This window comes from Micromonospora sp. NBC_01740 (assembly GCF_035920365.1).
GTDB classification, from domain to species: Bacteria; Actinomycetota; Actinomycetes; order Mycobacteriales; family Micromonosporaceae; genus Micromonospora; species Micromonospora reichwaldensis.
The window spans coordinates 6,616,031-6,637,570 of record NZ_CP109150.1 but is presented as its reverse complement, the minus strand read 5'-3'; the positions used below and the strand labels follow the sequence as shown (position 1 = coordinate 6,637,570).

18 protein-coding genes are annotated in these 21,540 nt (G+C 71.4%); 11 read left to right on the top strand and 7 right to left on the bottom strand.

Going from position 1 to position 21,540, the window contains the following annotated elements:
* Positions 1-2: 2 nt before the first annotated feature.
* The 3 genes from OG989_RS28785 to tkt form a co-directional block, all read right to left on the bottom strand.
* The gene (locus tag OG989_RS28785) at positions 3-1,652 is read right to left on the bottom strand and encodes a glucose-6-phosphate isomerase (RefSeq protein ID WP_151453350.1); all 1,650 of its coding nucleotides are present in this window, start codon (positions 1,650-1,652) and stop codon (positions 3-5) included.
* A gap of 76 nt (positions 1,653-1,728) precedes the next feature.
* A complete protein-coding gene (tal, locus tag OG989_RS28780; RefSeq protein ID WP_327029054.1) occupies positions 1,729-2,907 on the bottom strand; it encodes a transaldolase in 1,179 nt (392 codons plus the stop codon).
* Between the two features lie 16 nt (positions 2,908-2,923).
* Entirely contained in the window at positions 2,924-5,062 is a 2,139-nt protein-coding gene (gene tkt / locus OG989_RS28775) for a transketolase (protein ID WP_327029053.1), read from the bottom strand.
* A gap of 265 nt (positions 5,063-5,327) precedes the next feature.
* Here tkt and OG989_RS28770 point away from each other — a divergent pair, with 265 nt between their 5' ends.
* The 3 genes from OG989_RS28770 (at position 5,328) to OG989_RS28760 (ending at position 7,892) form a co-directional block, all read left to right on the top strand.
* Complete coding sequence (locus OG989_RS28770) at positions 5,328-6,287, top strand: heme o synthase (RefSeq protein ID WP_151453353.1); 960 nt, start codon at positions 5,328-5,330, stop codon at positions 6,285-6,287.
* Between the two features lie 338 nt (positions 6,288-6,625).
* Positions 6,626-6,958: a hypothetical protein gene (locus OG989_RS28765; RefSeq protein WP_132240329.1), complete on the top strand. Its 333-nt coding sequence runs from the start codon at positions 6,626-6,628 to the stop codon at positions 6,956-6,958.
* Positions 6,959-6,968: 10 nt separating this feature from the next.
* Entirely contained in the window at positions 6,969-7,892 is a 924-nt protein-coding gene (locus OG989_RS28760; protein ID WP_151453354.1) for an ATP-grasp domain-containing protein, read from the top strand.
* A gap of 55 nt (positions 7,893-7,947) precedes the next feature.
* On the opposite strand, the gene OG989_RS28755 is transcribed toward OG989_RS28760, so the two are convergent.
* Complete coding sequence (locus OG989_RS28755; RefSeq protein WP_327029052.1) at positions 7,948-8,910, bottom strand: COX15/CtaA family protein; 963 nt, start codon at positions 8,908-8,910, stop codon at positions 7,948-7,950.
* Positions 8,911-9,008: 98 nt separating this feature from the next.
* On the opposite strand from OG989_RS28755, the gene OG989_RS28750 reads away from it, so the two are divergent.
* The 8 genes from OG989_RS28750 to OG989_RS28715 all read left to right on the top strand — a co-directional run bounded on the left by OG989_RS28750 (position 9,009) and on the right by OG989_RS28715 (position 15,877).
* A complete protein-coding gene (locus tag OG989_RS28750; protein WP_327029051.1) occupies positions 9,009-9,767 on the top strand; it encodes a helix-turn-helix transcriptional regulator in 759 nt (252 codons plus the stop codon).
* Complete coding sequence (gene sufB, locus OG989_RS28745; protein ID WP_151453357.1) at positions 9,764-11,194, top strand: Fe-S cluster assembly protein SufB; 1,431 nt, start codon at positions 9,764-9,766, stop codon at positions 11,192-11,194. The genes OG989_RS28750 and sufB overlap by 4 nt, the downstream gene beginning before the upstream one ends.
* A 142-nt stretch (positions 11,195-11,336) precedes the next feature.
* Entirely contained in the window at positions 11,337-12,479 is a 1,143-nt protein-coding gene (gene sufD / locus OG989_RS28740) for a Fe-S cluster assembly protein SufD (protein WP_151453358.1), read from the top strand.
* Complete coding sequence (locus OG989_RS28735; RefSeq protein WP_151453359.1) at positions 12,479-12,805, top strand: non-heme iron oxygenase ferredoxin subunit; 327 nt, start codon at positions 12,479-12,481, stop codon at positions 12,803-12,805. Before sufD ends, OG989_RS28735 begins: the two co-directional genes overlap by 1 nt.
* Positions 12,805-13,578 carry a Fe-S cluster assembly ATPase SufC gene (gene sufC / locus OG989_RS28730; protein WP_151453360.1) on the top strand — a complete coding sequence of 258 codons (774 nt, stop codon included), beginning with the start codon at positions 12,805-12,807 and terminating at the stop codon, positions 13,576-13,578. The genes OG989_RS28735 and sufC overlap by 1 nt, the downstream gene beginning before the upstream one ends.
* Before the next feature lie 32 nt (positions 13,579-13,610).
* Complete coding sequence (locus OG989_RS28725) at positions 13,611-14,915, top strand: cysteine desulfurase (RefSeq protein ID WP_327029050.1); 1,305 nt, start codon at positions 13,611-13,613, stop codon at positions 14,913-14,915.
* A gap of 42 nt (positions 14,916-14,957) precedes the next feature.
* A complete protein-coding gene (gene sufU / locus OG989_RS28720) occupies positions 14,958-15,434 on the top strand; it encodes a Fe-S cluster assembly sulfur transfer protein SufU (protein ID WP_151453362.1) in 477 nt (158 codons plus the stop codon).
* Positions 15,431-15,877, top strand: a complete 447-nt coding sequence (locus tag OG989_RS28715) for a metal-sulfur cluster assembly factor (protein WP_327029049.1) — start codon at positions 15,431-15,433, stop codon at positions 15,875-15,877. The genes sufU and OG989_RS28715 overlap by 4 nt, the downstream gene beginning before the upstream one ends.
* 169 nt (positions 15,878-16,046) lie before the next feature.
* On the opposite strand, the gene OG989_RS28710 is transcribed toward OG989_RS28715, so the two are convergent.
* The 3 genes from OG989_RS28710 to OG989_RS28700 form a co-directional block, all read right to left on the bottom strand.
* On the bottom strand, positions 16,047-18,140 hold the full coding sequence (locus OG989_RS28710) for a sulfatase-like hydrolase/transferase (RefSeq protein WP_327031254.1): 2,094 nt from the start codon (positions 18,138-18,140) through the stop codon (positions 16,047-16,049).
* 248 nt (positions 18,141-18,388) lie between these two features.
* On the bottom strand, positions 18,389-19,411 hold the full coding sequence (locus OG989_RS28705; RefSeq protein WP_151453365.1) for a formylglycine-generating enzyme family protein: 1,023 nt from the start codon (positions 19,409-19,411) through the stop codon (positions 18,389-18,391).
* Positions 19,408-21,006, bottom strand: a complete 1,599-nt coding sequence (locus OG989_RS28700) for a sulfatase (RefSeq protein WP_327029048.1) — start codon at positions 21,004-21,006, stop codon at positions 19,408-19,410. Before OG989_RS28700 ends, OG989_RS28705 begins: the two co-directional genes overlap by 4 nt.
* Positions 21,007-21,540: the final 534 nt, after the last annotated feature.

Genomic DNA, 21,540 nt, shown 5'->3' with positions numbered 1-21,540 from the left:
CGTCACGCCCGCAACGCCCCGACGGCATCGAGCAGCTGGGCCACGCCCGCCGACCGGTCGGTCAGGTGCAGCCGGACCACCGGGCGCTTCCGCTCGGCCAGGGCCTGCCGGTCGCCGGTGGCCTGCGCCGCCTGCAACTGCCCGAAGGTGTAGGGCCTGCCCGGCACCGGCAGGTCGTCGACGACCGCGCCGGTGAGCTGGAGGTAGCTGCCGACCTGCGGACCGCCCTTGTGGTACTGGCCGGTGGAGTGCAGGAAGCGCGGGCCCCACCCGAAGGTGACCGGCCGGCCGGCGGCACCGGCCAGCAGCGGCCGCAGCCGGGCCGCGTCGGCGTCGGCGAACCGGTCGAGGTACGCCATCACCGCGAGGTAGCCGTCGTCGCCCGTCGCGTCGACGAGCTGGCGGAGCACGCCGGCCAGGTCGCCGGGGGCGCCCTGCGGCGCGTACACCTCGATCGCGCCCTCGGTGAACGACGGCGTCTCGGCCGGCGGACCGGAGTCGAGGATCCGGTTCGTGTTCTCCTTGGACTCGGTGACGTTGGGCTGGTTGAACGGGTCGATGCCGAGCACCACGCCGGCGATCGCGGTGGCGTACTCCCAGGCGAGGAAGTGCGCGCCGAGCGGGCCGTTGACGGCCACGTCGGCGTCGGCGCCCCCGCCGGGGACGGCGCCGGCGGGCAGCGCGCCGCCGTAGGTCACGGTGAGCACGTCGTCGCCGGCGGCGCCGGGACTCTGCGGCGACTCCACGACGACCGGCAGGATGCCGACCCCGGCCTTGCCGGTGGACTCGGCGATCAGCTGCTCGGCCCAGTCGCCGAGGCCCTCGATGCCGGTGCCGTCGGAGATCAGGGCGACCTTGTCCCGGCCCATGGTGGCCGCCGCCCCGAGGGCCGCGCCGAGCGCCAGGGCCGGGTTGTCGCGGTCCCCGCCCAGCGACCGCGCCAGCGCGTCGGCCTCGTCGAGCAGCTCGGCCACCTCGACGCCGGCCAGCGCCGACGGGACCAGCCCGAACGCGGTCAGCGCCGCATACCGGCCGCCCACGTTCGGGTCGGCGAGTACGGTGAAGGCACCCATCTCGGCGGCGGTGGCCTCCAGCGGCGAGCCGGGGTCGGTGACGACGACGAAGTGCCGGCCGGCCTCCGCCTCGGTCATCCCCGCGTCGAGGAACGCCTGCCAGTACGCCCGGCGGTGGCTGTCGGTCTCGACCGTCGAACCGGACTTGCTGGCCACCACGACCACGGTGCGCTCCAGCCGATCGGCCAGCGCCGCCCGGATCTGCCCCGGGTCGGTGGTGTCGAGCACCGTCAGCTGCTTGCCCAGGGTGCGGGCGATGACCTCGGGGGCCAGCGACGAGCCGCCCATCCCGGCGAGCACCACGTGGTCCAGGTCGGCCAGCTCCGCCTTCAGCTCGGCGAGCTGGGGCAGCAGTTCCCGGCTGCGCAGGTGGGTGTCCACCCAGCCGAGGCGGATCTTCGCCTCCGCCTCGGCGTCCGGACCCCACAGGGTCGGGTCCTTCGCGGCCAGCTTGCCCGGCGTGCCGGCGTTCACCAGCGCGTCCCGGGTGGAGGCGGGGGCCGACTTGTCGACGGCGTCGGCCCCGTGCACGGAGAGCCCGGCGGCGGCCTCGACCGCGCCGTTGAGCAGATCACTCACGCCGCCACCTCGCTCCGCTCGGCGGCGGCGCGAGGCGCCGCACTGCTGAGCCTGATGGTTCGCTCGCTACGCTCGCTCACGCGTTTCCTCCCGACTGCTGCGCGGCCTGCGCGTTGTCCTTCGCGGCGTCGCTCGGGTTGCCGGCGCCGCGGCCCGCGGCCGCCAGCGACTTGCGGACGCCGTCGAGCAGTTCCTGCCAGCTCGCCTCGAACTTCTCCACGCCCTCGCGCTCCAGGGTCTCGATGACGTCGGCCATGTCGATCCCGACCGACTCCAGGTCCGCGAAGGCCTTGCGGGCCTCGTCGTACGAACCGGTGATGGTGTCGCCGCGGGTCTCGCCGTGGTCGGCGTACGCGTGCACGACCGGCTCCGGCATGGTGTTGACCGTGCCGGGGGCGATCAGCTCCTCGACGTAGATGACGTCCCGGTAGTCCGGGTTCTTGGTCGAGGTGGAGGCCCACAGCGGCCGCTGCGGGTGGGCGCCGGCGTCGGCGAGCGCCTGCCACCGGTCGGAGGAGAACACCTCGCCATAGCGCTCGTACGCGAGCTTGGCGTTGGCGACGGCGGCCTTGCCGCGCAGCGCCTTGGCCTCGTCGGAGCCGAGCTTCTCCAGCCGCTTGTCGACCTCGCTGTCGACGCGGGAGACGAAGAACGACGCGACCGACCCGATCTTCGACAGGTCGTGCCCGTTCGCCTTCGCCTGCTCCAGGCCGGCCAGGAAGGCCTCCATCACCTGCGAGTAGCGGTCCAGCCCGAAGATCAGCGTGACGTTGACGCTGATCCCCTCCGCCAGGGTGGCGGTGATCGCCGGCAGGCCGGCCTCGGTGGCCGGGATCTTGATGAAGAGGTTCGGCCGGTCGACCAGCCACCACAGCGCCTTGGCCTCGGCGACGGTCCTGTCGGTCTCGTGGGCCAGCCGCGGGTCCACCTCGATGGAGACCCGGCCGTCGACCCCGCCGCTGCCCTCGTACGACGGGCGCATCACGTCGCACGCCCACCGCACGTCGTACGTGGTGAGCATCCGTACGGCCTCCTCGACCTCCACCCCACGGGAGGCGAGGTCGCGCAGCTGCCAGTCGTACTCGTCGGCGTCGCTCAGCGCCTTGGCGAAGATCGTCGGGTTGGTGGTCACCCCGGCCACGTGCTTCTCCCGGCGGAGCTGGTCCAGCCCGCCGGAGGACAGCCGTACCCGGGAAAGGTCGTCGAGCCAGACCGCCACGCCTGCGGCGGTGAGTTCACTCAGCCTGTCCGTCATGCCGTCCACGCTCCCCTCAGTTGCCGGTGGTGAAACCGGTGATGTCGCCCATCCGGGTCAGTGCCGCGTGCGCGGCGGCCACGATCCGGTCGGGGGTGAATCCGAACTGCTCGAAGAGCACGGAGTGCGGGGCACTCGCGCCGTAGTGCTCCAGGCTCACGCTCTCGCCGCAGTCACCCACGATGCCGCGCCACGACATGCCGATGCCCGCCTCCACGCTCACCCGTGCCTTTACCCCGCGCGGCAGCACCGACTCCCGGTACGCCTCGTCCTGCTCGAAGAACCACTCCTGGCAGGGCATCGAGACGACCCGGGTCGGGGTGCCGTCGGCCTCCAGCCGCTCGCGGGCGGTCAGGCAGAGCTGCACCTCGGAGCCGGTGCCGACGAGGATGACCTGCGGCTTGCCGTTGGACGCCTCGGCCAGCACGTAACCGCCCCTGGCCACGCCCTCGGCGCCGGCCAGGGTCGACCGGTCCAGCGTCGGCAGCGGCTGCCGGCTCAGCGCCAGCGCGGTCGGCCGGTCGGTGTGCTCCAGGGCCTGCCGCCAGGCCCACACGGTCTCGTTGGCGTCGGCCGGCCGGACCACGTCCAGGCCGGGGATGGCGCGCAGCGCGGTCAGGTGTTCCACCGGCTGGTGCGTCGGGCCGTCCTCGCCGAGGCCGATCGAGTCGTGCGTCCAGACGTAGACCACCGGCAGCTTCATCAGCGCGGCGAGCCGTACCGCCGGGCGCATGTAGTCGCTGAAGACCAGGAAGGTGCCGCCGTACGGGCGGGTGCCGCCGTGCAGGGCGATGCCGTTGAGGATGGCGCCCATGGCGTGTTCGCGGATGCCGAAGTGCAGCGTGCGGCCGTACTCGTGGCCGGGGAAGTCCTTGGTGGCGTGGACGGCGGGGACGAAGGACGGTTCGCCCTTCATGGTGGTGTTGTTGCTCTCCGCCAGGTCGGCCGAGCCGCCCCACAGCTCCGGCAGCACTCCGGCGAGCGCCTCCAGGACCTTGCCGGAGGCGGCCCGGGTGGCGACGCCCTTGGCGTCGGCCGGGAACTCCGGCAGCGACTCGGTCCAGCCGGTCGGCAGGACCCGCCCGGCCATCCGGTCGTAGAGTGCGCGGCGCTCCGCGTTGGCCTTGGCCCAGCCGTCGAACGCCGTGGTCCACTCCTGCTGGGCCCGGGCGCCGCGCTCCATCACCGTGCGGGCGTGCCCGAGCACCTCCTCGTCGACCTCGAAGGTGCGGGCCGGGTCGAAGCCGAGCAGCTGCTTGGTGGCCGCCACCTCGTCGGCGCCCAGCGCCGAACCGTGGATCTTGCCGGTGTTCTTCTTGTTGGGCGCGGGCCAGCCGATGATGGTGCGCAGCGCGATGAACGAGGGACGGCTGGTCTCGGCCTTTGCCGCCAGCAGCGCCCGGTGCAGGGCCTCCACGTCCTCGTGGTAGTCGCCCTGGTCGGCGTCGCCGGCACGCCAGTCGACGGTCTGCACGTGCCAGCCGTACGCCTCGTAGCGGGCCGCGACGTCCTCGCTCTTGGCGATGCGGGTGTCGTCCTCGATCGAGATCTCGTTGTCGTCGTAGATCACCGTGAGGTTGCCGAGCTGCTGGTGCCCGGCGAGCGCGCTGGCCTCGTGGCTGATGCCCTCCTCGATGTCACCGTCCGAAACGATGCACCAGATGTCGTGGTCGAAGACCGACCGGCCCGGCTCCGCCTCCGGGTCGAACAGGCCGCGCTCACGGCGGGCCGCCATCGCCATGCCGACCGCGTTGCCGAGGCCCTGCCCGAGCGGCCCGGTGGTGGTCTCCACGCCTGGGGTGTGCCCGTGCTCCGGGTGGCCCGGGGTCAGCGAGCCCCACTGCCGCAGCGACTTGAGGTCCTCCAGGGCCAGCGGGTAGCCGGAGAGGAAGAGCTGGATGTAGAGGGTGAGGCTGGAGTGACCCGCGGAGAGCACGAAGCGGTCCCGGCCGGGCCAGTTCGGGTCGGCCGGGTTGTGCCGCATGACCCGGTTGAAGAGCAGGTACGCCGCGGGCGCGAGGCTCATCGCGGTGCCCGGGTGGCCGTTGCCGGATTTCTCCACGGCGTCCATGGCCAGCACGCGGACGGTGTCGACGGCCCGGCGGTCGAGGTCGGACCAGTTGAGTGCGGGGTGCTCGGGTCGGTTGGCAGCCACGATGGTTGTGCTCCTCGGCAGATGGGCGGAACCCTCAGTGATGACCCTATCGAGCGGTCCTAAACGTCCGCCCAGGGATCTCTGCATGCCGGTCTGTACTGGTCCGCGCCGGTGCGCGGTGGTGCCCCGACGGTGTGACGGCCCGCACCGTTGTCGGGTCGCCCGGGCAGCCAAAACGACGACGCGTAGTCTGTGGTCCGGCGTGTGGCCCCAGTCGGGTCCGGCCGATCCGACCTCCCCTGCCGACGCCGGAAGGTGGCAATCCGTGAGCATGATCACCGAGCGCCCCGTCAGCAACTCTGCCGGGCAGCCGCCGGTGCGGACTGCGGCGGAGGCGTCGGCGGTGGCCCGCCGGGACGTCCGCGCGGTGGTCGCGGCCTACGTGACGCTGACCAAGCCGCGGATCGTCGAGCTGCTCCTCGTCACCACGGTGCCGGCGATGATGCTCGCGGACGGCGGGATGCCGTCGCTCTGGCTGGTGGCCGTGGTGCTGGTCGGCGGCTCGCTCGCCGCGGGCGCGGCCAGCGTCATCAACTGCTACATCGACCGGGACATCGACCAGTTGATGCGGCGCACCAAGCGCCGCCCGCTGCCGACGCACACCGTGACACCGCGCAACGCGTTGATCTTCGGGCTGGTGCTGGCGGCGGTGTCGGTCGCGATGATGGCGGCGTTCACCAACCTGCTGGCCGCCGGGCTCACGCTCGCCGCGATCGTCTACTACGACGTCGTCTACACCCTCTGGCTCAAGCGCACCACGACGGCGAACACGTTCTGGGGCGGGGCCTGCGGGGCGGCGCCGGTGCTGATCGGCTGGGCGGCGGTCACCGGGACGCTCTCCCCGGCCGCGTGGGCGCTCTTCGCGGTGGTCTTCTTCTGGCAGATGCCGCACTTCTACCCGCTGGCGATGAAGTACAAGGACGACTACGCCCGGGCCGGCATCCCGATGCTGCCGGTGGTGGCCTCCACGCGGCGGGTCAACGCCGAGATCATCGGCTTCGCCTGGCTGACCGTGGCGTCCTCGCTGGCCGTGTGGCCGCTGGGGATGAGCCTCATCTACGGCGTGCCCGCCGTGGTGGTCGGCGCCATCTTCGTGGTGGAGGCGCACAAGCTCGCCCGCCGGGTGGCGCGGGGGCAGGCCGTCAAGCCGATGCGGCTGTTCCACTGGTCGACGACATACCTGACCATCCTCTTCGCCGCCGTCGCGCTCGACGCGCTGATCTGACCCGGCTGCGCCCGCCGCTCCGGCGGGTCGCCGCGCCGAACCGGGTCCCGGCCGGGGGTCGTGCGGCTCGGTCCCCGGCGGCCGGAGGCCGTACCGGCAAATCATCATCGTGCATGGCTTGTCCGGGTTTCTTGTCACATCGGTGACGCCGTCGGTATGGTTCCAGAACCGCTCGGATGCCCTGGGCCGGCCCGGTTCGGGCCGCCCTTTTGGCGGGATAAGTCCGGACAAGACCGGGCATTCCGCCTGTGGTTCTCCTTAAACCTGCGGGTAATTGGCATCACAAAAGGTTCATGGTTCTCGCCCGCCCGGGTGCAAGTCTGCTTACGCTTCCCGACATGGCAGATGGTTCCGATACGACGCTGACGGCCGAGCAGACCCCCGGGCAGGCCCCGCAGGGCCTGGTCGCGGGCATCAAGTCGTTCGCCGCCGGTCACGGCGGGGCGAAGGCGGTCATCGAGTACGTCGGCAAGCGTGGCGCGCGCATCGTCCTCGTGGGCGAGGACGGGGTGTGGGGCGACCAGTTCGCCGACGACACCGTCGTGGCGCGGCAGGCCTGCGCGAAGGCGGGAGTCACCGTCGAGAACGCCTGGGAGCGTGAACTGATGGACCAGATGCGTCCGAGCAACGACCTCTGGCGGTCGATGGCCCGGCGCACGATGGCCCGTTGACATAAACAACTTGACCGATCAACACCAGCCGACCCGGGGGAAACCCCGGGTCGCTCTCGTCACCTGTGCCGACCTGCCCGACCTCGACCCCGACGACCGGCTGCTGCTAGACCCGCTGGCGCGCCGCGGCGTGACCGCCGAGGCGGTGGACTGGGCCGAACCGGCCGCCGACTGGACCGCGTACGACCTGGCGGTGCTCCGGTCGCCGTGGGACTACGCGCTGCGCCGCGACGAGTTCGTCGCCTGGGCGTCGCGGGTGCCCGCCCTGGCCAACCCGGCCGACGTGGTGCGATGGAACACCGACAAGCGGTACCTGGCCGAGCTGTCGGCGGCCGGGGTGCGCACCGTGCCGACGTCCTGGGTCGCGCCGGGGGAGGACTGGCGACCACCCGCCGCCCACGGCGAGTACGTCGTCAAGCCGGCCGTCAGCGCGGGCAGCCAGGACACCGGCCGCTACGACCTGGCCGATCCGCACCACCGGGAACTGGCCGTGGCGCACGTGCGGCGGCTGTCGGACGCCGGGCGGCTGACCATGGTGCAGCCGTACCTCGACGCGGTCGACACGGCCGGCGAGACGGCGCTGCTCTTCCTGGCCGGGCCGGACGGCCCGACGTTCAGCCACGCCATCCGCAAGGGCCCGATGCTGACCGGCCCGGACCTCGGCGCCGACGCGCTGTACCGGCCCGAGGAGATCACCGCCCGCACCGCCACCCCGGAGCAGTCGGCGGTGGCGGAGCGGGCCCTCGCGGCGGTGCCCGGCGGGCCGGGACGGCTGCTCTACGCCCGGGTGGACCTCATCCCGGGCCCGGACGGCGTGCCGGTCCTGGTGGAGCTGGAACTCACCGAGCCGTCGCTGTTCCTCGGCCACGCCGACGGCGCCGCCGACCGCCTGGCCGACGCGATCCTCACCCACCTGGGCCGCGCCGCCGGCTGACCGTCGGGGCGGGTGGGGGAGCGCTCAGGTGCACAGCCGGCTGGGCCGGGCGCGGTCAGGCGGCGACGGGGACGGCCCAGTCGGCGTCGTCCGGGGCCGGGGCCGGCCCGACCGGGCGGCGCTCGCGGGTGGACCACTGCACCGAGAGGGTGGCCAGCAGCACCAGGCAGGAACCCAGCATGTGCGCGCCCACCAGCAGCGCCGGCAGGTTGGTGAAGTACTGCACGAACCCGATGAGGCCCTGGCCCAGCTCGACTGCGACGAGCACCAGCGCGGCCCGCGCGGCCCGCTGCGCGCCGACCGCGCGGAAGGCGAAGACCAGCGCCACGGACAGGCCGATCAGCAGGAAGACGCTGTCGGCGTGCACCTGGGAGATCGTCTCCGGGTCGAGCCCGTTGCGGGCGGCGCCGTGGTCGCCCGCGTGCGGGCCGCTGCCGGTCACCCAGGTGCCGATCACCAGCACCGCCGCGCTGACCACGGTGGTGATCGCGGTGAGGGTCCGCAGCGGGGCGGGCACGACGGCCTCCGCCGGGCCCACCGGGTCCTTGATCCGCCGCCACAGCGCGTACGCGGCCGCGATCACCAGCATCGAGGCGAGGAAGTGCAGGCCGACCACCCACGGGTTGAGGTCGGTGAGCACGGTGATCCCGCCGATGACCGCCTGTGCGGGGATGCCGAGGAGCACGGCGACCGCGAGCGGGACCAGGTCCCGGCGCCGGGGGAGGTGCAGCAGCACGGCCAGCAGGACCGCCAGCGCGATGAAGCCGACGGCGAAGGTGAGCAGGCGGTTGCCGAACTCGATCACTCCGTAGATGCCCATCTCCGGTGTCGTCACGTACGACTCGTCGGTGCACCGGGGCCAGGTGGGGCAGCCGAGGCCGGACCCGGTGAGCCGGACGGCCCCGCCGGTGACGACGATGCCCACGTTCGCGATGATCGAGGCGAGCGCGAGACGGCGCAGCAGGGCGGTGGAGACCGGGAACCGGACGGATTGCTTCACGGCGCAAATCCTACGCACCGTAGTGGAGCCCGATCGGGTGACTCCGTCCGTGCGGTGGTTCGGATCACCGGGACCCGGGTTTGCAGGCCCCGGACGAATTACGTAACGTTGGCGTTGTGAAAAACGCGGCGGCGCTCTCCGGGCACCAGCCGGCGGCCGCCCCGGCCGCCGGTCAGTCCGCGTCCGTCGCGGATCTCTCCACCCGTGACCGGGTCACCCAGCTGCTGCTGGAGCGGGGCGCGACCACCGCCGCGCAGCTCGGCTCGGCGCTCGGGCTCAGCCCGGCCGCGATCCGCCGGCACCTCGACGCGATGCTCGCCGACGGCGACGTGCTCGCCCGCGAGCAGACCGTCCGGGGCCACCGCGGCCGGGGCCGGCCGGCGAAGGTGTTCGTGCTGACCGACGCGGCCCGGGTCCGCTGCGGCACCCACCACTACGACAACATGGCCACCGCCGCGCTGCGCTGGATCGCCCGCAACGGCGGCGCCGCGGCGGTCGAGGCGTTCGCGACCGACCAGGTCGCCGCGCTGGAGACCCGCTGCCGGGCCGCCATGGAGGACGCCGGCGACGACCCGCTCGCGCGGGCCGAGGCACTCGCCGGAGCGTTGACCGCCGAGGGTTACGCTGCGAACGCGTCCACGATCGCCACCGGCGGCCAGCTCTGTCAGCACCACTGCCCGGTGGCGCACGTGGCCGCCGAGTTTCCCCAGCTGTGCGAGGCCGAGACCGCGGTGATCTCCCGCCTGGTCGGCACCCACGTGCAGCGCCTGGCCACCATCGCGCACGGCGACGGAGTGTGCACCACGCACATTCCCGCCCAGCCGGGGCGTGCCCGTTCCGGTAAGACCGTCACCACTGTGAGGACAGATAGATGACCGAGCAGATCGTCCAGCCATTGACGCAGGAAGAGCAGCTCGCCGCCCTGGGGCGCTACGAGTACGGCTGGGCCGACCCCGACGTCGCCGGGGCGGTCGCCCAGCGCGGCCTCAACGAGGCGGTGGTGCGGGACATCTCGGCCAAGAAGAACGAGCCGGCCTGGATGCTCGACCTGCGGCTCAAGGGCCTGCGGCTGTTTGGCCGCAAGCCGATGCCGGCCTGGGGCGCCGACCTCACCGGGATCGACTTCGACAACATCAAGTACTTCGTGCGGTCCACGGAGAAGCAGGCCACCAGCTGGGAGGACCTGCCCGAGGACATCAAGAACACCTACGACCGGCTGGGCATCCCCGAGGCGGAGAAGCAGCGGCTGGTCGCCGGCGTCGCGGCGCAGTACGAGTCCGAGGTCGTCTACCACAAGATCCGCGAGGACCTCGAGGAGCAGGGTGTCGTCTTCCTGGACACCGACACCGCCCTGCGCGAGCACGAGGACGTCTTCAAGGAGTACTTCGGCACGGTGATCCCGGTCGGCGACAACAAGTTCGCCGCACTGAACACCTCCGTGTGGTCCGGCGGCTCGTTCATCTACGTGCCGAAGGGCGTGCACGTGGAGATCCCGCTGCAGGCCTACTTCCGGATCAACACGGAGAACATGGGCCAGTTCGAGCGGACGCTGATCATCGTCGACGAGGGCGCGTACGTGCACTACGTCGAGGGCTGCACCGCGCCGCTCTACTCCTCCGACTCGCTGCACAGTGCGGTCGTGGAGATCATCGTCAAGAAGAACGCCCGGTGCCGCTACACGACCATCCAGAACTGGTCGAACAACGTCTACAACCTGGTCACCAAGCGTGCCGTCTGCCACGAGGGCGCGACCATGGAGTGGGTCGACGGCAACATCGGCTCCAAGGTCACCATGAAGTACCCGGCGGTCTACATGACCGGCGAGCACGCCAAGGGCGAGGTGCTCTCGGTGGCCATGGCCGGCGAGGGGCAGCACCAGGACGCGGGCGCCAAGATGGTGCACGCCGCGCCGCACACCTCCTCCACGATCGTCTCCAAGTCGATCGCCCGGGGCGGCGGCCGGACGTCCTACCGGGGCCTGGTCCAGGTGCTGGAGGGCTCGCACAGCAGCCGGAGCACGGTCAAGTGCGACGCGCTGCTGGTCGACACCATCTCCCGCTCGGACACCTACCCGTACGTCGACATCCGCGAGGACGACGTGTCGATGGGGCACGAGGCGACCGTCTCCAAGATCAGCGACGACCAGCTCTTCTACCTGATGAGCCGGGGCCTGAGCGAGGACGAGGCGATGGCGATGATCGTTCGTGGGTTCATCGAGCCGATCGCCAAGGAGCTCCCGATGGAGTACGCCCTGGAACTCAACCGCCTGATCGAGCTCCAGATGGAGGGCGCGGTCGGCTGACGCCGCCCCGACCCGCTGCGGGCCGCGCGAACGCCGGCCCGCTGCGGGGGCCGGTGGACGCCGACCCGTCCGACCGGGCCGCGCGAACACCGGCCGACCTCCGACCAATGACACCGTCGTCGTAGAACAGACCAAGGAAGAGATGACTACCCAGGCTTCCGCGCCGCCCAGCACCAAGTCGCAGGCGCTCCGCTCGTACGACGTCGCCGACTTCCCGGCCCTGACCGGCCTGGAGGAGGAGTGGCGCTTCACCCCGCTCAAGCGGCTGCGCGGGCTGGTCGGCGCGTCGCCGGCCGCCACCGGCGCGGTCCGCCACGAGCACGGCGACCTGCCCGAGGGTGTCACCGTCGGGCGGATCGGCTCCGACGACCCGCGGGTGGGCAGCGTGCTCACCCCGGTCGACCGGGTCAGCGCGCTGGCCTACGGCGGGGCCGACCAGGCGCTGCTGGTCCAGGTCGCCCGCGACGCCGTGGTGGCCGAGCCGGTGAGCCTGCGGGTGGTCGGCGAGGGCGTCGAGGGCCTGGCCTTCGGGCACACCTTCGTCGAGGTGGGCCGGTTCGCCGAGGTGACCCTGGTGGTGGAGCACGTCGGCTCGGCCACGCTGGCCGACAACGTCGAGGTGTCCGTGGCCGACGGGGCGAAGCTGACCCTGGTCACCGTCGCGGACTGGGCCGACGACGCCGTCCAGGCCCAGCACCTGAAGGTCCGGCTGGGCCGCGACGCGAAGGTGGTGCACGTCCAGGTCTCCCTCGGCGGCGACCTGGTCCGGCAGTACACCTCGGTGGAATACACCGACCGGGGCGGCGAGGCCGAGCTGTACGGCCTCTACTTCGCCGACTCGGGGCAGCACCTGGAGCACCGCCAGCTGGTCGACCACACCGTGCCCGACTGCCGCAGCTACGTCGGCTACCGGGGCGCCCTGCAGGGCGAGAGCGCGCGCACCGTCTGGGTGGGCGACGTGCTGATCGGTGCCGAGGCGACCGGCACCGACACGTACGAGATCAACCGGAACCTGCTGCTGACCGACGGCGCGCGGGCGGACTCCGTACCCAATCTGGAGATCGAGACCGGCGAGATCGCCGGCGCCGGGCACGCGAGCGCGACCGGCCGCTTCGACGACGAGCAGCTGTTCTACCTGATGGCCCGGGGCATCCCGGAAGCCGAGGCGCGGCGCCTGGTGGTCCGCGGCTTCTTCGCCGAGCTGATCAACAAGATCCCGGTCGAGTCGCTGCGGGAGCGCCTGGGCGACGCCATCGAGGCCCGGCTCACCAAGGCCGGCGCCTGATGATCCGCCTCTGCGCCACCGAGGACGTGCCGAAGGGCACCGTGGTCAGCGCGGACGTCGACGGCACCCCGATCGCGCTGGTGCACGGCGAGGACGGCGTCTTCTACGCCGCCTACGACGAGTGCTCGCACGCCGCGGTCGCCCTCTCCGAGGGGGAGGTCGAGGGATGCACGCTGGAATGCTGGCTGCACGGATCCCGTTTCGACCTGAGGACCGGCGAGCCGACCGGGCTGCCCGCCACCGAACCCGTTCCCGTCTATCCCGTCGAAGTCCGAGACGGCGACATCTACGTCAGTCTCACGCCGAGCAATGGAGTGACCCGATAATGAGCACCCTGGAGATCCGCGACCTGAAGGTGTCGGTCAAGCTGCCCGAGGGTGAGCTCAAGCCGATCCTGGCCGGTGTCGACCTGACCGTCCGCTCGGGTGAGACCCACGCGATCATGGGCCCGAACGGCTCCGGCAAGTCCACCCTGGCCTACTCGATCGCCGGCCACCCCAAGTACGAGATCACCGGCGGCTCGGTGACCCTCGACGGCGAGGACGTGCTGGCCCTGTCCGTGGACGAGCGCGCCCGCGCCGGCCTCTTCCTGGCCATGCAGTACCCGGTCGAGGTCCCCGGCGTCTCGGTGGCGAACTTCCTGCGTACCGCCAAGACCGCCATCGACGGCCAGGCGCCCAAGCTGCGCACCTGGGGTGGCGAGCTGCGCGGGGCCATGGAGCGCCTCCAGATGGACCCGGCCTTCGCCCAGCGCAACGTCAACGAGGGCTTCTCCGGCGGCGAGAAGAAGCGGCACGAGATCGTGCAGCTGGAGCTGCTCAAGCCGAAGATCGCGATCCTCGACGAGACCGACTCCGGCCTCGACGTGGACGCGCTGCGCGTGGTCAGCGAGGGCGTCAACCGGGTCCGCGACAACGGCGACACCGGGATGCTGCTGATCACCCACTACACCCGGATCCTGCGCTACATCAAGCCGGACTTCGTGCACGTCTTCGTCGCCGGCCGGATCGTCGAGCAGGGTGGCCCGGAGCTGGCCGACAAGCTCGAGGAAGAGGGCTACGAGCGCTACGTCGCCGGGGCCGGCGCGGCGCGGGCCTGAATCCTCTCGGAAGAATGGGTGGGCCGGTCGACATGACTTCCATCGCGATCCCGTCGGGGATGCCGCAGTACGACGACGTGCCGCGTTACGACGTGGCGAAGGTGCGCGCCGACTTCCCGATCCTCGACCGGGAGGTCAACGGGCACCGGCTGGTCTACCTCGACAGCGCCAACACCTCGCACAAGCCGCGGCAGGTGCTCGACGTGCTCGGCGAGCACTACGCGATGCACAACGCCAACGTGTCCCGCTCGGTGCACACCCTGGGCACCGAGGCCACCGAGGCGTACGAGGGCGCGCGGGCGAAGATCGCCGCGTTCATCAACGCGCCGAGCGTGGACGAGGTGGTGTTCACCAAGAACTCCACCGAGGCGATCAACATCGTGGCGTACGCGTTCTCCAACGCGTCGCTGCGGCCCGACGCCGACCCCCGCTTCCGGCTCGGCCCCGGCGACGAGGTGGTGATCTCCGAGATGGAGCACCACTCGAACATCGTGCCGTGGCAGCTGCTCTGCGAGCGCACCGGCGCGACCCTGCGCTGGTTCCCGGTCACCGACCAGGGGCGGCTGGACGAGGCGGGGCTGGAGGACCTGGTCACCGAGCGGACGAAGATCGTCTCACTGGTGCACACGTCCAACATCCTCGGCACGGTCAACGCCACCTCGCGGATCACCGCGCGGGTCCGCGAGGTGGGCGCGCTGCTGCTGCTCGACTGCTCCCAGTCGGTGCCGCACATGCCGATGGACGTGGTCGACTACGACGCGGACTTCATCGTCTTCACCGGGCACAAGATGTGCGGCCCGACCGGCATCGGCGTGCTCTGGGGCCGGACCGAGCTGCTGGCGGCGATGCCGCCGGTGCTGGGCGGCGGGTCGATGATCGAGACGGTCACCATGGCCCGGTCGACGTTCGCCGCGCCGCCGGCCCGGTTCGAGGCGGGCACCCCGCCGATCGCCGAGGCGGTCGCGCTCGGCGCGGCCGTCGACTACCTCGCCGGCATCGGGATGCGGGCCATCCAGTGGCACGAGAAGGAGCTGACGGCGTACGCGCTGGACGCCCTCGCCACGGTGCCCGGCCTGCGGATCTTCGGACCGGCCGTGCCGGTGGGCCGGGGCGGCACCATCTCGTTCGCCCTCGGCGACATCCACCCGCACGACGTCGGGCAGGTGCTCGACTCGCTCGGCGTGCAGGTGCGCGTCGGCCATCACTGCGCCAAGCCGGTGTGCACCCGCTTCGGCGTGCCGGCCATGACGCGGGCCTCGTTCTACCTCTACACCACCACCGGGGAGATCGACGCCCTGGTGGCGGGCCTGGAGAAGGTGCGGAAGGTGTTCGAGTGAGCGGCGACGCGGGAGCCCGCGGATCGACGGGAGTTCACCCTGATGCAGCTTGAATCTCTTTACCAGGAGATCATCCTGGACCACTACAAGCACCCGCACGGTCGCGGCCTGCGCGACCCGGACGCCACGGGCGCCCGGGTCGCCGAGGCGCACCACGTCAACCCGACCTGCGGTGACGAGGTCACCGTGCGGGTGGCGACCGACGGCGACGTGCTGCACGACGTCTCGTACGACGGCATGGGCTGTTCCATCAGCCAGGCGTCGGCGAGCGTGCTGCACGAACTGCTGGTCGGCCGGGACGCGGGCGACGCGTTCCGGGTGCACGAGGCGTTCGTCGAGTTGATGTCCGGCCGTGGCCAGGTCACGCCGGACGAGGACGTGCTCGGTGACGGGGTAGCGTTCGCGGGCGTCGCCCGCTACCCCGCCCGGGTCAAGTGCGCGCTGTTGCCGTGGATGGCGTTCAAGGATGCCGCGGCACGCGCCGGTGTGGGCGTGAGCCCGACGGAGGTTGAGGCATGAGCAGCGAGGACACCGCCACCGCGGCGAACCCGGCGACCGAGGACGCGGCCGTGCCGGCCACGGACGCCGCCGCACCGGCCACGGACGGGGCGCCGGCCGCCGCGTCGGCGGCCAAGGGCAAGGCCGCCGTCGCCGACGTCGAGGAGGCGATGAAGGACGTCGTCGACCCCGAGCTGGGCATCAACGTGGTCGACCTCGGCCTGGTGTACGGCGTGCACGTCGGCGACGACAACGTCGCCACCCTGGACATGACGCTGACCTCGGCGGCGTGCCCGCTGACCGACGTGATCGAGGACCAGGCCCGGCAGGCGCTGACCACGGGACCGGGCGGCGGCCTGGTCGACGACATCCGGATCAACTGGGTGTGGCTCCCGCCGTGGGGGCCGGACAAGATCACCGACGAGGGGCGCGACCAGCTCCGCTCCCTCGGCTTCAACGTCTGACACGTTTCTCGTCGAGCGCGTCGCCCCTCCGGGGGCGGCGCGCTCGCCGTTGTCTCGGCAGCGATCACCCTGAATCGCCCTGGTCTCGTGACGTGGCTCCGGCTGGGCTTCCTGGCGCATCTCACGTTCCAAGACGCGCCTGGACTCCACATTTCGCGAAGGTGGCTCGTCAGCCCAGCCGGACGAAGGCGTCTGCCCAGGACGTGTGGTTGAAGCCGTTTCCGGAGTCGGCGGCACGCACGACCAGCCGTAGCAGCCGGGCCTCCCGAACGTCGACGTCCACCGGTTCGGGTCCGGTGGACGCCCGCAGCACGCCGCTGGTGTGGACGAGCTGGTCGTCGGCCCATACCTCGGCGATCGTGTTGCCCCGCGAGCTCTGCCGGGCGCTGAAGTCGTCGATGCCCACCACCGAGGTGAACCGGGCCACCCGGCCTCCGAGGTGGTAGGTGACTTCGGAGTGGGAGTGGACACCGAGGCCCTTGTCGTAGGCGGTGCCACCGAGGGAGATCGGTGGGCCGTCCCCGGCGGCCTGCTTGCCGTTACTGGTGTCCAGTTCCACCGGGCCCCAGCCGTTGACCGCGGTGAGCCAGGGCAGATCGCTCAGGTACGAGTCGGTGGCCGGCGGAGACGGCGGCGGGGTGAAGCGGCGCTCGGCGCGGAAGGTGAGGGGCGCGTCGCGGGCGACGGCGTAACCCGACACGGTCAGCGGCCACTCCTTCGCCGTGGTCTCCCCGGGCACCCGGACCCGCCAGGTGGTGCTCACCCGGGCGCCGGGGGAGAGGCGTCCGAGCCCCCGGCTGGTCGCCGGCTCGACGGTCCACCCCCGAGGGGCGGAGAGCACCAGCCGAGCGCCGGTCCAGGCCACCGCCGAGCCGTTCGCGAGGGTGGCGGTGAGCTCGTAGGTGACGCCGGGAAGCAGCAGGTCCGGGGTGTCGAGTTCGACGCCGTAGCCTTCGCGCGTGACCTCGTCGATCCAGGACTGCCGCAGGAGGCTCACCAGTCGGTTCGCGACCTCGGGGTGGGTGGCTGCCAGGTCGGTCGTCTCACCGAGGTCGCGGGCAAGGTCGTAGAGTTCGACCTGCCACTGCTCGTCCGGGACGGTCCGATCCTTGCCCGGCGCCCAACGGATCGCCTTCCAGTTGCCTTCGCGTACCGCCTCGGCTGCCCGCTGCAGGCGGCCGGCATCGACTTCGCGGGCCCGCCTGGTGTTGCCGTTGTCGAGCCGCCAGAAGTAGAGGTACGGCTGGGCGGGGGCCGCAGTCGGACGCGGCTCGAGCAGAGAGCTGAACGACCGGCCGTCGATGTCGCGCGGTCCGGGGACGCCGGCCAGGTCGGCCAGCGTGGGGAGCAGGTCGGTCTGCTGGGTGAGCCGGTCGGTCACGCCGGGCCGGATCCGGCCCGGGGCCCAGGCTATCAGCGGGATCCGGACACCGCCCTCGTACAGGTTGCGCTTGTAACCGGTGAGGGGGCCGTTCGCGTCGAACCGGTCCGGGTCGAAGCCACCCTCCTCGTGCGGACCGTTGTCGCTGGTCACCAGAACCACCGTGGACCCGAGCAGTCCCTGCGCGGCGAGCTCGTCGACCAGTTCACCGACGTACGTGTCGATCCGGGTGACCTGGGCCGCGTGGCCCCGGTCCGCCGAGGGCCAGTCCTCGTCGGCGTACGGCTCCTGGCTGGGGACGTCGCTCGGGGCGTGGGGAAGGTTCGGGGTGACCACGAGCAGGAACGGCTCGGAGCGGTGGGTCCGGATGAAGTCGAGAGCCCGGTCGTGGAAGAGGTCGGGGGCGAAGGTGGTCTTGTCGGACCCGGCGTTCTCGGGCAGTTCGAACCGCTCTCCGTTCCGCCACAGGTACGACGGGTAGTAGTCGTGGGCGTGGCCGTGCGTGAGGTAGCCCAGGAACTCGTCGAACCCGCGGGCATTGGGGTGGCTTGGCTGGTCGCCGCGCTCGGGACCGAAGCCCCACTTGCCGAACAGTCCCGTGTGGTAACCCCGGGCGCGCAGCACCTCGGCGAACGTGGTGTCGCCGTCGGAGAAGGCGATTGAGTCGGGGTCGCCCCCAGGGTTGTTGCGCACCGCCTCGTGGCCCGCGTGCAGGCCGGTGAGCAGTGCCGAGCGTGAGGGCGCGCAGACGGCCGCGGCGGAATACGCGTCGGTGAAGCGCAGCCCTTCGGCGGCGAGCCGGTCCAGGCGCGGCGTCGCGATGGTGCGCTGCCCGTACGCGCCGAGCTCGCCGTATCCGAGGTCGTCGGCGAGCACGAGCACGATGTTCGGCCGGGGCCGCCCTGTGGTCTTCGGCTCGGCTGTTGCGGTGGACGGGAGCGCTGCGACTCCGAGACCGGCGGCGGTGCCGGCGAGGAGCTGACGACGAGTGATCAAGGAATGGCCTCCGATGCAGAGGAAGCGGCAGGAAGAGACAGCGCTCGCCGTGAGAGCGAGCGTGGACGTGGTGTTGAATGCCGGCGGGATGACGCGAGGGCGCCTCCGAGCAGGTGGGTCGCCCGGATGGACGTTCAGGCGCAGCGGAAGCCGATGTTGGAGGCTGCGGAGTCAGGGGTGTTCCCGGAGCGGGCCGCGACCCGGTAGCGGTAGCAGTAGGAGTCGTGGCACAGGAACGATCCGCCGCGCATCACGCGCCGGCCTGAGACGTCCGGGTTCGCTGGCCCGCGAGGGTCGACGACACCGGTGCCGGCGCGCCGTGCGTAGGTGTCGGTGGCGAACCAGTCCTCGCACCACTCCCACACGTTCCCGACCATGTTGAACAGGCCATGGCCGTTCGGGGCGTACTGCTTGACAGGTGCGGTGCCGATGAAGCCGTCGTCGGTGGTGTTGAGGCGGGGGAACTCGCCCTGCCAGATGTTGCAGTTCCACCGGCCGCGCGGGAGCAGATCGTTGCCCCAGGGGAACCGTGCCCGGTCGAGGCCGCCACGGGCGGCGTACTCCCACTCGGCCTCGGTGGGCAGGCGCTTGCCCGCCCACGCGGCGTACGCGCGGGCATCGTTCCAGGTCACCTGGACCACAGGGTGGTTCTGGAGGTCCGCGATCGAGGAGGCCGGCCCGTAGGGGCGACGCCAGTCGGCGCCGCGGACCACGAGCCACCAGGGGGTACCGGTGGCGGCCCCGACGACGTCGCTACGTTCAGCCTTCACCTGGAGATGGAAGACGGCGGAGACGCCGAGCACCTCGGCCTCGGTGACATAGCCGGTGGCCTTGACGAAGGTCGCGAAGGCTGCGTTGGTGACCGTCGTGGCATCGATGGTGAAGGCTCCGACGGTGACCTCGTGCACCGGACCTTCCCCGTCGCCCGGGTAGCCCTCACCGAATGCGTCGCCCATGGCGAAGCTTCCGCCGGGCAGGCTGACCTGGCCGCGCGTGGAGCGCGACCGGCCAGCCTCCCAGTCGACGGGGTCGGGCTGCCGCGGCCGGCGGCCGACCTGCAGCAGCCCGCCGGTCGCCGCGGTCTGCTGCGGGCCGCCGGGTGCACAACAGCTCGGCGTGGTGGACCCGGCGGTACGGTGGTGATGGTCGGAGGTCATCGGTCGGTGACCGCCGTGGGCAGCAACGCCGGCACCTCGTCTCCCGGCTGGAACGTCAGCCGCGTCGGCTCGTCGTAGTGGGTGATCTTCCCGTTGGAGTACGCCGTGCCCCGGAAGGTGACGGTGATCGGGGCCTTGCCCTCGCGCAGCGTGGCCAGCGGCGCGTCGACGTCGTCGAGCCAGCGGATCAGCCGGCTGCCGAGCCGCTTGGTGACATCGGGGTACGCTGCGGCCAGGTTGGTGGTCTCACCGATGTCGCTGTCCAGGTTGTAGAGCTCCCAGTCCTGGGTCTCGTAGCGGTAGCTGAGCTTCCACGGCCCCGACCGGATCGCCGTCTCGGGGCGCTGGTCCCGCGCGCCCGCGATCAGGTACCCAGGCAGGTGCCAGAAGAGGTGGCGCGTGCCGAGCTCGGCGCTTTCGTTGCGCCAGATTCCGCTCAGGTCCACACCGTCGGGGCGCAGGCCCTTGGGCAGCTTCGCACCGGCCAGCGATGCGAACGTCGGCAGGTAGTCGACCGCGTGGATCGGTGTCGAGTCGACCACGCCACCGTCGACCAGGCGCTCGTTCCCGCTCCACACGATGGCCGGAACCCGCAACCCTCCCTCCCGCAGTTCGCCCTTGTAGCCGCTGAGCCAGCCGTTGTCGGCGTCCGCGGTCCCACCGTTGTCGGAGGTGAAGACCACGATGGTGTTGTCCGCCAACGGGTGCCCGGGGTTGCGGGGATCCGGGGTGGTCTCGAGGTGGTGCACGATGCGGGCCAGCCCCTGGTCGAGGCCTTCCAGCAGCGCCGAGTACGACGCATTAGCCGGGTGACCGGGAACAGCCGGCTTGGCCTGGTACTTCGCAAGCAGGTCGGCGCGTGGCTGCTTGACGCCGATCGGGGTGTGCACCGCGTAGTTGCTGATCCAGGTGAAGAACGGCTCGTCCGCGTGGCGGTCGATGAAGTCGACGGTCGCGTCCGCCACCGCGTCGGTCACGTGCTTGTCGGTGCCGACGAGGGCGTCCAGGGCCGTGTCGTCCGCGCCGTGGGAGTAGGGCTTGATGTTCTCGTCGACGTACTTCTGGGTGTAGTCGGCCGCGAACCTGTCCAACGCCGGGCCGATGCTGTTGTTGAACGTCCCGTCGATGGCGTGGTACTGGCTGGCGTGTCCCGAGTTCGAGCCGCCCAGGTTCTCCTCGAACCCGAAGTCGGCCGTGATCTGGTCGGCGCTCCTGGTCACGTGGAACTTGCCGACGTATCCGGTCGCGTAGCCGGCGTCACGCAGCGCCTCGCCGACGGTGTAGGCCTCACGCGGCAGCGCGTCGTCGCCGTCTGGGAGCCCCTGCGGTGCCCCGTCCAGTAGCGTGCCGTCCCCGCCGCGGTCCAGGTCGCCGACCAGGTAGAGATTGTTCGTCGGCCGGGGCGCGTAGAGCCCGGTGAGGAGAGCGGCTCGGGTCGGCACGCAGTTGGGACCGCCGTAGGCGTTGTCGAAGGCGACGCCCTCCGCGGCGAGGCGGTCGACCGTGGGGGTTTCGTTGTAGGTGTTGCCCGACCCCTTGTTCGTGAGGCCGGTGCTGAGATCGGCCCACCCCAGGTCGTCGGCCAGTACGAACACGATGTTCGGCTGCCCGGGGCCGGCATGAGTGGCTGCGGCGCCGAGCGGAGCAGCGGCGGTGCCGGTGGCAGCGAATGCAGTGCAGCCCAGGGCGGCGGTGGCGGCAACTGCGCCCAGTCTCATTGTCAACGGTGACATCAGGGGACGTCCTCTCAGTAGTTGGGTATGGGCTCGGATCTGACGAGTAACCGCACTTTCACGACCGCCGCGCAGAGCGGGATGCGCAGTCTCCGGCCATGCGTCGGCGCGGCGAGCGGCTGTTGGTCGGGCTTGCGGAAAACGCTGCCGTGTCGTCTTGAGTCGGCGACGCGGCGGTAGGCGAGAAGTCAGGGGACGCAGGCTCAGCGGCAGCAGCCGCAGGCGGCGGTCCAGCCACGGCAACATCCCCGCGACACTGCGACTGCGGTGCCGTCAAGCAGGGCTTCCCGACCAGTCATGGCGGTGACGCTAACCTACTTTGCCTACCTGACAAATAGGGATTCTACCTTCTGGGACGGAAGCGTGGGCAGAAGGCGATCACCGCAGTACGCGAGA

Excerpts from the sequence above, each read along its gene's own strand:
- OG989_RS28705 (WP_151453365.1), bottom strand. The coding sequence starts at position 19,411 with ATGACCTCCGACCATCACCACCGTACCGCCGGGTCCACCACGCCGAGC.
- OG989_RS28735 (WP_151453359.1), top strand. The coding sequence starts at position 12,479 with ATGATCCGCCTCTGCGCCACCGAGGACGTGCCGAAGGGCACCGTGGTC.
- OG989_RS28715 (WP_327029049.1), top strand. The coding sequence starts at position 15,431 with ATGAGCAGCGAGGACACCGCCACCGCGGCGAACCCGGCGACCGAGGAC.
- sufU (WP_151453362.1), top strand. The coding sequence starts at position 14,958 with ATGCAGCTTGAATCTCTTTACCAGGAGATCATCCTGGACCACTACAAG.
- OG989_RS28765 (WP_132240329.1), top strand. The coding sequence starts at position 6,626 with ATGGCAGATGGTTCCGATACGACGCTGACGGCCGAGCAGACCCCCGGG.
- sufD (WP_151453358.1), top strand. The coding sequence starts at position 11,337 with ATGACTACCCAGGCTTCCGCGCCGCCCAGCACCAAGTCGCAGGCGCTC.
- sufB (WP_151453357.1), top strand. The coding sequence starts at position 9,764 with ATGACCGAGCAGATCGTCCAGCCATTGACGCAGGAAGAGCAGCTCGCC.
- OG989_RS28725 (WP_327029050.1), top strand. The coding sequence starts at position 13,611 with ATGACTTCCATCGCGATCCCGTCGGGGATGCCGCAGTACGACGACGTG.
- sufC (WP_151453360.1), top strand. The coding sequence starts at position 12,805 with ATGAGCACCCTGGAGATCCGCGACCTGAAGGTGTCGGTCAAGCTGCCC.
- tal (WP_327029054.1), bottom strand. The coding sequence starts at position 2,907 with ATGACGGACAGGCTGAGTGAACTCACCGCCGCAGGCGTGGCGGTCTGG.